Here is a 14941-nt window from a genome sequence, read left to right as displayed (position 1 = left end):
TTTTAATCTAAATTGGCGTAGTGTATACCTCACTTGGCATAGTCGATTTTATTATTCTCTTTTTGGCACTGCATGGCCTGGTATTATCTATTGTGCTGGCCTATCATTCCAGAAAGATCCGCAGCAACTATTGGATAGCTGCATTAATTTTTGTCATAGCCGAAATAACCCTTGTGAATGAAGCACAGCAATCAGGATATCTGGAGGCCCATACCCGTATTATTCCCTTTATTCCTGTATTACGACTGGCGGTAGGCCCAATGCTCTATTTTTATATCCGCAGCCTGGTATACAATAAAGTTAGATTAGATAAAAAGGATTATTGGCATTTTCTTCCACTGGTACTTGATATGCAATTCCTGATTATAGCCATCTTGTATATCTCAGGCATTTTAGCCATCCCTTCAGTACAACAATTTTATTTCACCCCCGCTGTTCAGAGACTTCTTTTTAGAAGAAGTATTTTCCTGGATAACCTTCCCGTCCTGCTCTCTTTATCGGCTTATTCCATTGCTTGTTTGCGGATGATACGTAGCCAACTGGCAGTTGACAGTCAATCTGCATACAAACTGGCTGACCTGAAGCGGGCCCGGAATATTGTTTATATGATAATCGCACAAACAATCGGATTGCTTATAACCGTAATACTATATACATACACTTACGTCTGGAGCTATTATATCATATTTATACCTGCAACCATATTTATCTACTGGACAGGTATGGCTATTTACCAGCGCCAATCGCATATGACGGCAGAAGACGTATTGGAATATGTAAAGCCGATCCCGAAAGTGTATTTCACAGACGAGGAAGCAAACACTTATAAGAGCAAACTAATTTATCTGATGGAAACCGATAAAGTCTACCTTGATCCCTCGCTGAAAATGGATATGCTGGCCGACAAATTATTGCTAACTGAACGCTCCGTTTCTAATTTACTAAACCATCACATCGGGAAAAATTTCAATGACTTTATAAATGAGTACAGGGTTGAAGAATCGAAAAGGAAACTTGTAGACCCGGCCTGCCGGCAATTTACTATAGCAGCTATCGGCCTGGATTGCGGTTTTAATTCACTGGCTACTTTTCAACGCTGCTTTAAACAGATTACAGGTGTAACTCCCGGACAATATCAAAAGCTTGCATCAGACCCGAATACTACTCAAATCATGATTTGAGTAGGTTAACATCACCCAGGTGTCTTCTTTTGCTCAAAAAACAAAAATTATGAAAAGACATTTGATTTTAAGCTTATCTCTCATCGTAGCTTCATTTGCAGTTAAGGCATCACCACGTTTTACTTTTAACACAATAATTTCCGGCTTTCATCAGGACGCCTTAACCGACTATACGGGGAAATATGAACTGAGCCGCGATACAAACCTGTATGTGATAATTAAAATTCAGGACGGTGCATTGGTAGCAACACAATCGTGGGATAAAGTTGAAAAGCACCTGGATCATTTAAATGGCGATAATTTTATAATTGCGGGCCAGGGCTGGTCAGTAGAGTTTGTGCGCGGCGGAGACAAAAAGGTCGCTAAATTAATTGTGAGCGCCAAAGACGTTTGGAACAAGGTCAGCAAATAATTTCTCATTTATGAAGCGCATCATCACAATACTTTTAGCGTGCAGCTTGCTTTTTATTTGCTGCACAAGCTTTGCGCAGCAAAAGCATCCACAGATATTATGGGATAATTATGGAGTCCCGCACATTTACAGTAAAACTACTGCAGGTATGTATTATGCCTTAGGCTGGGCCCAAATGCACAATGATGCCAATCTTTTGCTTCAGTTGTATGCCCAGGCACGTGGTGTAGCGGCTGAATACTGGGGTAAAAGGTTTCTTAATAACGATGAAATCGTACAAAGATTTGATCTTGCCCCATTGGCACAAAGGATATATAACGAACAGCATGCCGAATACCGGGATTATCTTGACGCATTTGTAAAGGGCATTAATGACTATGCCAAATCACATCCTGAAAATATCGGCGAAGGCTATAAGCAGGTACTTCCAATAACTTCACAAGATGTAATTGCCCATATGATAAATGTATTGAGCCTGACATTTGTTGCGGGCGACAAAATTTACCAGGCACGGCAGCAAGGAGGTCATCCCGGATCAAACGCAATGGCTATAGCAGCCGGCCGGTCGGCATCAAAGCACGCTTTGCTAATGGCAAATCCGCATTTGCCCTGGCGTGGTCTATTTACATTTTTTGAAGCGCATTTGAATAGTCCCGGATTTGAAGCTTATGGCGCTGCGCTCGCAGGCATGCCGATGCTGGCCATTGCCTTCAACAACAACCTTGGATGGACACATACCAACAACGTGATTGACGCGGCTACGACCTACAAATTGAGCCTTAAAGACAATGGCTATTTATTGGATGGAACAGTGAGAGCTTTTAAAACACGAACGGTAACACTGAAAATTAAGCAGGATGATGGCTCTCTTAAAGAAGAGCAATTGATTTGCAGGGACGCAGAGCAAGGCCCGGTAATTAGCGAAAAAGGCAGTAATGCCTACGCTGTGAGGATTGCCGGGTTGAACAACCCATATTTGATTGAACAATATCACAAAATGGCAAAGGCATCAAACTTCAGGGAATTTGAAGCCGCAGAACAAATGATGCAGATGCCAATGTTCAACGTCATTTATGCCGACAAAGCAGGAAATATCATGTACCTGGATGGCGGCAACTTTCCAAAAAGAAGCGGAGGCAACTTTGACTTCTGGCATTATAATGTGGATGGCACGCAATCTAAATACATCTGGACCAAAATACTGCCTTACGACAGCTTGCCTAAAGTATTTAACCCGCCTTCGGGGTTTGTACAAAATTGCAACGATGTGCCATGGACCTGCACCTATCCTCTGGCCTTAGATCACCGGAAATACCCGGCTTACATAGCGCCTTATCAAACATGGTCTTCCGTAGATATGCGCGAAGAACGGGCTATTAATATGATCGGCGATAATCATGCGGTTACCCTCAACCAGTTCGTCGGTTACAAACTTAATACGGGGCTCGAAATCGCTGACAGATGTTTGGATGATTTGTTGCAAGCTGCTGATCAAGATCCTGATACACTTGTAACCAAAGCTGCAGCAGTGTTAAAAGCATGGGACAGACGCGCAGATACAGCAAGTCGCGGTGCAATACTCTTTATTCAATGGTGTAACAATATGTTCAGCGGAGGCAAGCCTTTTTTTAAAAACAAGTATGACATCAATCATCCTATTACAACTCCAAATGGTTTATACGATCCTAAATACGCGGTAGAAAAACTTAAACAGGCAGCGGCACAGGTGATCCAGATGTATGGCTCTCCTGATATTTCATGGGGTAAGGTGGCTCGCTTCAGACGGGGTAAGTTCGATTACCCGGCCAATGGTGCCCCACCGGATTTTGGTTCATACAGATCAATAAACTATTTCAGTGACAAGGACGGCAAATTTGTAGCGGACGGTGGTGATTCTTATGTTGCAGTTATCGAGTTTGGAAATAAACCAAAAGCAATGGTGCTACTGAGCTACGGTAACTCTTCTCAGCCTGGCAACAAGCATATGGGCGATCAATTGAAACTTTTATCTGAGAAAAAACTGCGCCCGGCACTGTTAAACTATAAAGATGTTTTAAAAAATCTGGAGGAAAAGGAAATATTGAATTATTGATTATGATTTCTGTTAAGAATACATCACCCAGGCGGTCTCAACCTCAATTTCATTCCATTTAAATATGCGAGATAAACCGATAAACCATTTATTATCAACAACAAACAATCCTGGCGTCGGGTTGGTTGTATTATTATGAGAAGGATAATTTATATAATAATAGTCATCCTGGTAGTTGGGTGGCTATTAGGTTTGTTTGCATTTCACGTTCACAGCCATGCCATACATATCGTATTAGTCTTGGCGGCCCTGCTGTTTATAATAAACATTATTAACGGCGGCGCTGACGCTACAAGAGGACGCTGGTATTAAGATTTACTCACTTCGGACGAGCCGGGGTGAGTAATTTAGTTTTCGTATTTTGATCAGCCAAATTCTTTCCGACTTCCGACTTCCGACTTCCGACTTCCGACTTCCGACTTCCGACTTCCGACTTCCGACTTCCGACTTCCGACTTCCGACTTCCGACTTCCGACTTCCGACTTCCTAAAACACCTCTCCTACCGTCAAAAACAAACCTCTAGAACCCTGATTACCAAACCCATAATCAATATCCAGGTTGGTTTTAGATACCTTACTCAGCTTTATACGTAAACCTGGGCCATACCCCGGCTGGATAGATTGTAAAGGAGTACCGGGAGCCGATGAGAAGCTTTCCCCGTTCAGAAACACAACACCGCCCAGCAGTCCGTTAGGCGTTATCCTGAAACGGTATTCGGCTTCCGCATACACCATTTGCGCCCCACGAAAGCGGCTTTGGATATAACCACGCCCGGTAGTAGAATAAGTATCCCACGAAGTACTCGGCAGGTCAAGATATGGCGGTCGGCCAGAGAGCGTAAGCCAATCGTACGACCAAAAGGCGATCACATTATCAGAATTCTCCGGCAGCCGGTAATATTTGCGTATATCTACAACTAGTGATCTCCAGCCACTATTACTACCCAGGAATTTCAGGTAATCATAATATTGAATAGCCGCATAAAAGCCCTTAGAGGCATTAACAGAATTATCCCGGCTATCGAACAAGGCATTCACACTCAAACCCGACGAAGTGGTGTGTGGACTAGCCCCATAAGCGTCATAATCAGACGGCACCCCATCCAGTGGTCCTTTGTGCGAAATGTTCCAATGCTGCATCAGCTTATAACCCGCACCCAGGTAAAAGTCGCCGGTAACCTGTCGCATTACCACCTCCGAAAAACGGAACAGGTTATAACGCATTGGATCCTCATCTTTAATATTGGAGTTTGTTCCCAGCCCATAAGTACTTTGAGGATACACATAGAATCTCGCATCGCCCACAAAAACAAATTTGTTATTGTTCGTCCAGATATTCGATACGATTGGCAATGTAAACTGCTTCCGTTGCGTAAAACCCATACTAGTTGTAATAGCTGACACTTTTGAATTCGGTGCAGAGCGGAAAACGATATTACCGGTTATCGTTCCGGCAAATTCGGTCTGCAGCGAATAGCCTACTGCAGGCACAAATGACACAATAGGCTTGCGGCCAATAGTATCCAGCTTGGCAGGTTTATAATTCTTAGTAAAAATAGACTGTAATAAATCAGAAATATCCGTTTCCTGTTCCACTTCTGCCGGCATTACCTTGGCGGTATCTTTACGCGGATATTTGGTTATGGGGATAAGCGGCCTGTCCTGGGCATACAGGTTAGCGGTTAATAGCAAGCTCCCAATCAGTATAAAAATAACAGCGAAAAACCGCCTCATCGATAAAGTTATAAAATTGACTACCCGGTGTCTATAAATGTCTAGGGGCGCAATATTAAAGTTTTTAATCTGCTAAAAAAAACCGCATATATCTTTTAGGTTGAGCATAATAAAACTTTTTATTTAGACTTACGTATTATCTATTTAATAGTAGATAATTTGATATTATCTATTTTTTTATAGATATTTATTGATTATCTAATTTAAAATTGATAATTTTACAATATGAGGTATAGCGTAGTAACAGGAGATATCGCCAATTCCACATCGATAAATGCTGATAAACGTGAAGAGTTGATCGATCATACAAGTGCGCTTATCAAATCATGGGTGACCAAACCGGAATATGCCGAGATATTCAGGGGGGATAGCTTTCAATTAGTATTTGACAATGTGGCCGAATCATTGAAAAGAAGCATACAGATCAGATGCTGGCTTAAAAGCTACTCAGATAGCACCGAAAATGAGTCCCTGGATGCGCGCCTGTCTATCGGCATTGGCGATGTAGCTTATTTTGGAAAATCGGTTTTAGATGCCGATGGTGAAGCCTTTCATTTATCGGGCCGTGCCTTTGATGAAATGAAGACTACGCAAAACTATTTGCAGATATCAACCAATGATCCCAAACTAAATGAACAATTAGATATCATCCTTAATCTAGCCAATATTATCATCAGTCAATGGACAAAAAACCAGGCCGAAGCGGTATTTCTTTTACTCGAAGGAAAGACTCAGCAGGAGATAGCCAATGAACTAAAAATTGCCCAATCGGCAGTAAACAACCGCATAAAGCTTTCCCGCTGGAAAGAAATTGATAAAACAATGCGTTATATTGCATCACTAACGCAATGATGTAATGGAGCTGAATTTATTATTACGTTTACTGGTTGCCCACCTGCTTACCGATTTTGTGCTACAGCCAACTGCATGGGTAAATCAGAAAAAGCAAAAGAAACACCGCTCAGGCAAACTCTATCTGCACATATTGGTAGCTGGCGCCACAGCCTATCTTTTCTCAGGACTATGGTATAACTGGTGGCTCCCACTCGTAGTAATGATAACCCATTTCTTTATCGATCTTTGGAAACTAAACCGCCCCGAAAATCTAAAGTATTTCCTCCTCGATCAGCTTTTTCACATCCTGATCATCATAGCTCTTTGGATCATCATCAGCTTCAATTTGCATACGGTTTGGGCATACCTCACTGCACTGGCACAAAACACCAAATTCTGGTTTGTAGTTACAGGATATGTACTGGTTACCTGGCCGCTGGGTTTCATCATAGGCATGGCAACCGAAAAATGGCGCGAAGCAGCCGAAGTAAATAAAGAAGGATTAGCCAAAGCCGGCGTTTGGATAGGCTTTTTTGAACGTCTGCTCATACTCACTTTCATTATCAGTAATCAGTTCGCGGCCGTAGGCTTTCTCATCGCTGCAAAATCCATTCTCCGCTTCAGCGACAAAGAAAACACCCAAAAGAAAACTGAATACGTTTTAATAGGCACACTGATGAGTTTCACAGCTGCCGCAATTATTGGGATTGTGATAACTAAATCGTTGTAAACATTTTTTCTCTTCTTTTCTTATCGCCCGTTCAAGCGTCCCGCTTGAACGATTCTATTTTGAGCGTCTACGCTCAAGAAAGAACTAATAAAATAACCGACTTGAGCGAGGACGCTCAAAACGTTATATGTTCAAGCGCAGACACTTGAACAGGCGGGGTAAACATCTTTTCTCTTCTTCCCTCTTTACCGCCTGCGGTAGAGAGGGTGGTCCAGCGTAGCGTCGACCGGGTGAGTCAACTCTGCAAGCGATCTGTCTACCCCCCCGGGAAAATAGTCCATGCCCTTGCTCCCTTCCTCCATTCCTTTGCGAAGCTAAACAGCGCAACTTTGACTTATCAATTCAAACACAAAAAATTAAGTTAAAACCATGAAAACTTTCGCAGTACCAACAAGGGATCAGGTGTCAGAACACAACCAGGCAATTTTTGATAATCTAAATAAAGCCATTGGCATGGTGCCGAACCTGTATGCAACTATGGCCTATTCTGAAAATGCCTTAGGCAATTATGTAACTTTCCAGGGTGGCAAAACCTCATTACGCGGCAAAGAAAAAGAAGCTGTTAATTTGATCGTCAGCCAGGTAAACGGATGTATCTACTGTTTAAGCGCCCACACCATGTTGGGTAAAATGCATGGTTTAACCGATGAGCAGATAATCGAGATCCGTAAAGGCAGCGCTTCATTTGATGCTAAACTGGATGCATTGGTAAAACTGGCAAAGAACATCACCGAAACTAAAGGAAAGGCTGACAGCGCGCTAGTAGACAACTTCTTTGCAGCAGGTTATAATGAAGGCAGCTTGATTGATCTGGTTATGCTGATAGGCGATAAAACCATTATGAACTATTTGCACAACCTGACCCATGTAACGGTTGATTTTCCTCTGGCTCCAGAACTATAATATATTTCAATTTTCACCCCACTTTCCATAAAGGAAAGTGGGGTGAATATGACATAACAAAAGCTATCCCGACCGAGCCTCTAATTATATTTGCATAAAACCTTCAGAACCCATGGAAAAGAGATTTCCGATACCGCCATTTACAATGGAAACCGCCCAGCAAAAAGTGCAGGCCGCCGAAGACGCCTGGAACACCCGCGACCCTGAACGTGTATCACTGGCCTACAGTGTTGATACAGAGTGGCGTAATCGTTCCGAATTTATTAACGGGCGCGAAGAAGTAGTAGCGTTCCTGAAACGCAAATGGGCAAAGGAGCTGGACTATAAATTAAAAAAAGAACTATGGGGTTTCCGTGAAAACCGTATGGCTGTGCGTTTTGAATATGAATGGCATGACGACTCAGGCAACTGGTATCGCAGTTATGGTAATGAATTATGGGAGTTTGACGAAGATGGCTATATGCGTAAACGCTATGCCAGCATCAACGATCTGCCGATAAAGGAGTCGGACCGGAAACTGAAGTAATTTATGCAAACGCAAAAGCCGTTAACACTGGTCGACCCTAAAAATGGCAATCTCGCTTTCAAGATTTTTCCTTACAGCGATAATAGTCATTTTGATCATGTACAAAGAAACAATTACTATACTGTTGTCATCAACCTTTCAGGCAGCGGCAAGTTAAAATCTGATTTCATGACGTACGATTTCACAGGACAGGTGATGATGTGTTTCTCGCCTTACCAGCCATTTATGATCAGTCCGGTAGAGGAGTTAAATGGCGTCGTATTAAACTTCCATCCGGATTTTTTCTGTATCCACCTGCACCAGAAAGAGGTGGCCTGCAATGGTGTATTGTTTAATAATATTTATCAGCCGCCATTTATCACACTTACTGATAAAGATGTTGTCATATTGCTCAATATAATTGAACAGATGCAAGCCGAAATGCAAAATGCTGCACTGGCACAATACGAACTTCTGATATCCTACCTCAAAATATTGCTGATCCACGGCTCCCGTCTTAGGGTAGAACAAAACCCACTTGCTTCAGCAGAAATCTCTGGATTGAAAGAGCCTTTTGTTTTGCAAAACCTGAAGGACGCTATCGAGAAACATTTTAAAACCAAACACTCACCGGCTGATTATGCCGAACTGCTTAATATCTCACCCAAGGCATTAGCCAAGATCACCAAAAACCACTTCAATAAAACACTCACCAATATGATTGCCGAGCGAATTGTAATTGAAGCCAAACGGGAATTATACCTTACCTCGAAACCCGTAAAATCTATTGCCTACGAGCTAGGCTTTAATGATGAATTTTATTTCAGCCGCTTCTTTAAAAACAATGCTGATGTATCACCACAGTTATATAGGGAGACTGTGGGATTTGCAAAAGCGGAAGTATGATCATTGTTAAAGATTGTTAAACTAAGGTCTGTCATAAAATAAAAGACCTTGCGTAGTGTTTTCAATAGGTATTATCAAAAACCTTATAAATATGAAAACACTTAAAAATTTATTCACGGGAGTTCTTGCTATCTGTCTTTTTGCCATCACTGCAAAAGCACAAATCACACAAACACATTCTGACAATCCCTTGCATTTTGGAGTAGGTGCAGAAGGCGGCATCACGCTTTCGGGCATTGCTTCAAAAACAGAGCTGGGCGCCACGGGCCGTGTACAGTACGATGTCTCCAAAAACTTTGCCTTAACGCTCACCTCCGGCTATTATGAGTTCCTGGGCACCAATGTCCGCGCTGCAATGGGCATGGTACCTGTCAAGCTGGGATTGAAAGCGCACGTCGGCTCCGGGTTTTATTTCAGTGGAGAGGCCGGCGCGGGATTTGAAACACAAAATTTCAACGTCCTTAAAAACGTCGACAACGGTATTCCCAGAACAACCAAATTGCTGTGGTCGGGCGGTTTCGGATATGCTGTTAAATCGTGGGATTTCTCACTTCGGTATGAGAGCTTTTTTGGAAACAATAAAAGCTATTATGTCAATGACAATATCAACACCAATTTTAGCCTGGTAGGATTGCGTGTTGGTTATACATTCTGATCGTACTAATATGCATCGCGCAGAGTTGACTCACCCGGTCATCGCTCTCGCTCGACCACCCTCTCTATGCTGCGCATAAAGAGGGTTTTTATTTTTTCCCCTCTTTACCGCTTGCGGTAGAGAGGGTCGACCAGCGTAGCGTCGTCGGGTGAGTCAACTCTGCAAGCGATCAAAACGCCGAATACTTCTCCGGTTCAGCTATCATATGCCCTATCACCAATTCCTCAATCTCGGGAATAACAACCAGCTCTGTTTCATAATGCGCTTTCTCAAATGCGCTCAATGCATCCGATTGCTTCTGCACCCAGACAACATCGGTAACACCTTTATCTATCCTGTCCAAAGCTTCCAAACCAATCGCTGCAGCTATTGACAGATTCCTAGAATGATCCTGGATCTCCATTAAACGCTTATTTCCCGCAAATAAAGGCTGCATGTACGCATCATTCTGTTTCCATGTTTGCAGGTAAGACCGAATAGCTTCCTCGGCATTTTTATCCTTCTTCTCCAAATACAGTTTCACCAATGCCCTAAATTTTCGTTTTGTTGCCGGATCAGCCAGTATCACATCCGAAACAGAAGTAAGTGGTGTAGTTTGATAAGATGCCTGCGGCGCTCTCATCATCATAGCAACCAACTTGCGATAACCTTTTACCTGGCTAAGTACATTGGTCAATACCTGCAAATGTTCGGTTGGCTCTCCGTTGGTCAGGCGGCGCAGGGCACGCTCATAATTGGTCAGATGATTCAGGCCTTGCTCATCCAGTTCGTTACTCAAAATATATAAGCGACGATACATATCATCCACATCCGCCACACTTGCCGGCGACCACAGCCTTTCAGCAATAGCAGCCGCACGGGGCCAAACCCGGCCATCAATATTATTGTTGTCTGCAAGTTCGGTCCATTGCGCCGCCTCGCCGCCAAGGATATTGGGGTTATTAGCCGCAGCTATTGACGCATTGTTATAATGAATATAAGCTGGCAAAAACAGGTCGAGGTAAAAACCTTCAGATATCAACACCGGGTTATGCTGCGCAATATCATTGGCTATGCCGTATGATTTAATCATACTATTATCAGAAGGTATCCATTTATGCACAATAGCATCCTTTGGCAGTTTGTCATTATAGATCTCCTCCCAGCCTACCATCGTGCGGTGATGTTTTTTCATCAGTCCGTACACGCGTTCAACAAAATAGCGCTGAAGATCGTCCGTGCTTTGCATCTGGTGCTGCTTCATCCAGTCCATTATCTTCGGGTTCAGCTTCCAGGCCTGTCCGTTGTTCTCGTCAGCACCAATGTGCATATAACCCGATGGGAAAATGCCCGACATCTCCCCAATAAATTTATCCAGGAAATCATACACCTTCTCATTCGTCGGGTCGAACGTTGGAGCAACCATATTAGCCACAATGTCTGCTATGGAGGTAACCGGCGGGGTTTTTATCTCCGGGTGCTCCTTTTGCCACTGCATCCGCTGACCAGGGTGATACGGCCCCGGCTGACTCGCCAGTTCCGGATAACCTGCAAACCAGCTTTGCGCATGCCCCGGCATATCAAACTCCGGTACAACTACAATCCCACGCTCCGCTGCATATCTTACAATTTCCTTTAGTTGCGCCTGGGTATAATAATCACCATTCGATCCCTTTTGATGCAATAATGGGAACACCTTTGATTCCACACGGAAACCTTCATCATCCGTCAGGTGCCAGTGTAATACGTTCATTTTTACTGCTGCCATTGCATCAATATTCCGTTTTATTTCGTCATAAGAAATAAAATGCCGTGCCACATCCAGCATCAATCCTCTCCACTTAAACCGGGGTGAATCCTCAATTACCACACAAGGGAAATAATAACCGTTCTCATCCTTATCACAAAGCTGAACGATGGTCTGCAAGCCACGCAAAGCGCCAATTGTATTTGCCGCATTCAGCATAATTTGCTTCTCATTTACTTTAAGCGAATAACTTTCATCCATTCCGATACCTGCATGAACCTGGGCTTTCACATTTACCATTAAAGACGCCGAATCATTCTTATCCGTCGGCGTAATATATTGCTGACCAAACGCCAAACCTGTTTTGCGGTTCAGTGTTTGATAAGCCCGGTTAACCGCCTTAAACAAAACAGTATCTGCTGCATTACCTTGTACCGATACAGTAAATTTATTGGTGATACGATTTTTGCCACTCATTTCGGTGAGTTGTTTCGGCACAGGCATCAGGTTCAATGTATTCTGCTGCGCATTAACAGCAATACAACAAGAAAACAGGAAAGCAATAAGGATGATCTTCTTCATATAATTAATCGTTGTGATGTGGATTATTTTCGATTTCTTTCAGGCCCTTTTCGGTGCACATACCGCGTATGTAAACTTCTACAAGGTTCTTAAAAAGCTTATCAGGACCACCTTTAAAGTGTTTATACTCTTCAGAACGGGTCATTGATGTGTATAAGGTTAATATGCCCTTCAGTGCAACTTCAGGAATCAGAAAATCATGGAAATAGCCCTCATTAACTCCCCCTTCCATTAACCCCATAAACATGCTGCCATAGTTTTTGCTGCTTTGCTCAATAGCTGCATTCTGTAATTCAGGATAATAATGATTCAGGTCATGAAAAAACTGATGATTTACGCCAAAATCTTTTTCTAACGCACCCCTATAAACAATCAGCAAAGTATTTACAGGATCATAGCCTTTATCCAGAATAGCTTTAAACTCAGTATAGTAACCGTTATATAAAACCTGAAGGCATTCGGTCAGCAGATCTTCCTTGCTTTCAAAATATTTGTAAACAGTCTTTGTCGAAATCCCCATAGGCTCGATCAGCTTCTTAATGGTCATATTGCGTATGCCATGCTGCAGAAATTGCTCCAGTGCCACTTCAACGATCTTTTCTTTCAATTGGAAAATATTTTTAGGTTAATATTTTCCTAAGATAGATGGAAAATATTTAAAAGCAAATATTTTCCGAAAGATTTTCTTCCTGGAACCGTGAACATTATTTAAAACAAAATGCGTGCTTGTCGGTTATATCACCACCAAGTCTAATTAATTAATTATCAGATGGAAACGAACGAAAATCCTCTGCCTGATGAAGATGGAAAAGCAGCAGGTATAGTAAGTTATTTCTTTATTATTGGATGGCTTATCGCTTATTTTGCTTTGCATCATAAGAACAAAACCGGACTTGGAAGCTATCAGCTCAGACAAACTTTACTGTTCCATATCATTTCGACGGTCGTAGTAGCTGCTTTAGACCTAATTTTCTTTTACCTCCTTTTTAGTCCCGATTATTGGGTGGCATCAGCTTTAAACTGGCTAACCAGAACTTCCATTATTGTCCTTTGGGTTCTCGGTTTTCTTGGAGCGATAAATGGCGAAAAGACCCCCATTCCACTCATCGGCGAAAAGGCACAAAGTATGTTTGCAGGTATTTAATCTCCCCAATTTGTCATTGCGAGGCGCAAGGCGGGTAGTGTGTGCCGCGCAACGAAGCAATCGCATGCTATACAGAGCGGCCATGCAGGGGTCTGACATTTTGTTTGAACCACTCATTTGTTTGATACGCTATTTTTCTCCGTCACAAAGCGCCAAATTTTTACTATGACCAAATCTTGATAACCCCAAGATCAGGAATGCATTAACCGTTTCCTATTAAAGTATTGGGCCATTTTTCAATTAAAATTTGTTCAAAAATGTGCTCAAAAACCGAACTATTAACCCTCATTTATCGTTCAATTAACAACAAAGGTTTAAGATTGACAAAAAGTAAAGCCCCCAATGAACTTCAACTCTGTCAGCATCCCAAGCGTTATCGAGCGTTATAATCAGGCGCTTATCAACGTATCATCAAGTCCCGAAAAGAAAATACAATTGTATGAAGCGGGCGTAGGTTATTTAATAGGCGAGCTTGCTTTTTCGCAAGGGCTCTCCCCCTATCGCAACATCAACAGCTCCCCTGCCGATCTCGACTACCAGCTTTTAGCTAAAGCCGGCTTGCTGATTGCCACCGGCGCCAAATCAGGTGAGATTGTGCTCACCACCGGATTCCCTTATACCACCTACGAGGTGTATAAGCAACAGGCAGAAGATTTCTTTTCGCTGAAGGATGTTTTTATCGAGTTCAATGGCGATACTTTTTCAACCAACGAACATAAACGCACCCACCTTACCATAACCCATGTAGAAATAATGCCCGAAATTTTGGGCTGTATAAATGGTATACGCAAGGGCCCTGTCGCCGAAAAGGATAATTTCTTTATCGTCAGCCTGGGTTACGGCACCTGCGAAACCGGCCTGAGCACTGAAAACGGACTGATCGGCCGTACATGCACAAGTGTCCCCGGCTTGCGCCATGCAGTGAATAATATGCAAACCGAGCTGAACAGGAGCTTCAATATGGGCATGAAAAACGAGCACGTAGTAAACCAGAACTTTCAGCACGGCAAGGCGGTTGTTAACCGTAAAAAGCAGGACCTAACCGGCATCAGGCAAAATCAACTGGCCAGTTATTATGACGAGATCATATCCCCTACCCTTAAAAAGAATTTCCTTGATTCTGATTTTGAAAAAACCGATAAGCTTTACCTGGTAGGCGGCGGCGCTTTATACCCGGATCTGGTAGAATACTTTAAAAAGGAATTCGACGGCGTGCTGGATGTTATCGTTCCGCCGGGCGCAGCAGATATGGCCAGCACAGGTTATTGCCTGCGTTCATTACAGTGGACCGGCCCTCTAAATGCCGACAAAGCCATCGGCCTGGACATTGGTAATGCTTATACTGTAGTAACCAAGGTCTCTGGAGTGCCTGCACCCGCCCAACCAATAAATATTACCGAAGAAGCATTGGCAAACGCAGCAAAAGCACCTTCGGCAGCAACTAAATAAGCGACAATATTCTTTGTCTGAATCAGAATTTTCAGAATTATTGAATTACCAAGATTCTGATCATTCTTAAATTCAGGAAATTCTGATT

15 protein-coding genes are annotated in these 14941 nt (G+C 42.8%); 12 read left to right on the top strand and 3 right to left on the bottom strand.

The annotated features are described in order from the left end of the window. The first annotated feature begins 20 nt into the window (after positions 1-20). From VIM89_RS18815 to VIM89_RS18800, 4 genes are all read left to right on the top strand, one after another. Positions 21-1181, top strand: coding sequence for a helix-turn-helix domain-containing protein (locus VIM89_RS18815; protein WP_488157725.1), 1161 nt, complete (start codon positions 21-23; stop codon positions 1179-1181). 49 nt (positions 1182-1230) lie between these two features. After that, the gene (locus VIM89_RS18810) at positions 1231-1593 is read left to right on the top strand and encodes a hypothetical protein (protein WP_488157724.1); all 363 of its coding nucleotides are present in this window, start codon (positions 1231-1233) and stop codon (positions 1591-1593) included. Positions 1594-1603: 10 nt separating this feature from the next. After that, entirely contained in the window at positions 1604-3685 is a 2082-nt protein-coding gene (locus VIM89_RS18805; RefSeq protein WP_488157723.1) for an acylase, read from the top strand. A 135-nt stretch (positions 3686-3820) separates the two neighbouring features. Further along, positions 3821-3997: a lmo0937 family membrane protein gene (locus VIM89_RS18800; protein ID WP_488157722.1), complete on the top strand. Its 177-nt coding sequence runs from the start codon at positions 3821-3823 to the stop codon at positions 3995-3997. Between the two features lie 174 nt (positions 3998-4171). On the opposite strand, the gene VIM89_RS18795 is transcribed toward VIM89_RS18800, so the two are convergent. Then, positions 4172-5419, bottom strand: coding sequence for a hypothetical protein (locus VIM89_RS18795; RefSeq protein WP_488157721.1), 1248 nt, complete (start codon positions 5417-5419; stop codon positions 4172-4174). A gap of 225 nt (positions 5420-5644) precedes the next feature. Between VIM89_RS18795 and VIM89_RS18790 the strand changes: the two genes are divergently transcribed. From VIM89_RS18790 to VIM89_RS18765, 6 genes are all read left to right on the top strand, one after another. Continuing rightward, positions 5645-6271 carry a SatD family protein gene (locus VIM89_RS18790; RefSeq protein ID WP_488157720.1) on the top strand — a complete coding sequence of 209 codons (627 nt, stop codon included), beginning with the start codon at positions 5645-5647 and terminating at the stop codon, positions 6269-6271. Positions 6272-6275: 4 nt separating this feature from the next. Continuing rightward, positions 6276-6983, top strand: coding sequence for a DUF3307 domain-containing protein (locus VIM89_RS18785; protein ID WP_488157719.1), 708 nt, complete (start codon positions 6276-6278; stop codon positions 6981-6983). Between the two features lie 369 nt (positions 6984-7352). Further along, on the top strand, positions 7353-7886 hold the full coding sequence (locus tag VIM89_RS18780; RefSeq protein WP_488157718.1) for a carboxymuconolactone decarboxylase family protein: 534 nt from the start codon (positions 7353-7355) through the stop codon (positions 7884-7886). 112 nt (positions 7887-7998) lie between these two features. Then, complete coding sequence (locus VIM89_RS18775) at positions 7999-8412, top strand: nuclear transport factor 2 family protein (protein WP_488157717.1); 414 nt, start codon at positions 7999-8001, stop codon at positions 8410-8412. Between the two features lie 3 nt (positions 8413-8415). Next, the gene (locus VIM89_RS18770) at positions 8416-9297 is read left to right on the top strand and encodes a helix-turn-helix domain-containing protein (protein WP_488157716.1); all 882 of its coding nucleotides are present in this window, start codon (positions 8416-8418) and stop codon (positions 9295-9297) included. A 91-nt stretch (positions 9298-9388) separates the two neighbouring features. After that, positions 9389-9952, top strand: a complete 564-nt coding sequence (locus VIM89_RS18765; protein WP_488157715.1) for a hypothetical protein — start codon at positions 9389-9391, stop codon at positions 9950-9952. Between the two features lie 169 nt (positions 9953-10121). Here the strand turns inward: VIM89_RS18765 and VIM89_RS18760 are convergent, their stop codons facing one another. Continuing rightward, entirely contained in the window at positions 10122-12260 is a 2139-nt protein-coding gene (locus VIM89_RS18760; protein ID WP_488157714.1) for a beta-N-acetylhexosaminidase, read from the bottom strand. A 4-nt stretch (positions 12261-12264) separates the two neighbouring features. After that, entirely contained in the window at positions 12265-12867 is a 603-nt protein-coding gene (locus VIM89_RS18755) for a TetR/AcrR family transcriptional regulator (RefSeq protein WP_488157713.1), read from the bottom strand. Positions 12868-13029: 162 nt separating this feature from the next. On the opposite strand from VIM89_RS18755, the gene VIM89_RS18750 reads away from it, so the two are divergent. Further along, the gene (locus tag VIM89_RS18750) at positions 13030-13404 is read left to right on the top strand and encodes a hypothetical protein (RefSeq protein WP_488157712.1); all 375 of its coding nucleotides are present in this window, start codon (positions 13030-13032) and stop codon (positions 13402-13404) included. A 342-nt stretch (positions 13405-13746) separates the two neighbouring features. Beyond that, complete coding sequence (locus tag VIM89_RS18745) at positions 13747-14853, top strand: hypothetical protein (RefSeq protein ID WP_488157711.1); 1107 nt, start codon at positions 13747-13749, stop codon at positions 14851-14853. The last annotated feature ends 88 nt before the right edge of the window (positions 14854-14941 follow it).

Source organism: Mucilaginibacter sp. (assembly GCF_036568825.1).
Taxonomy (GTDB): Bacteria; Bacteroidota; Bacteroidia; order Sphingobacteriales; family Sphingobacteriaceae; genus Mucilaginibacter.
Note: the sequence above shows the minus strand (reverse complement) of the source record. Positions and strands in the feature narration are given on the sequence as shown.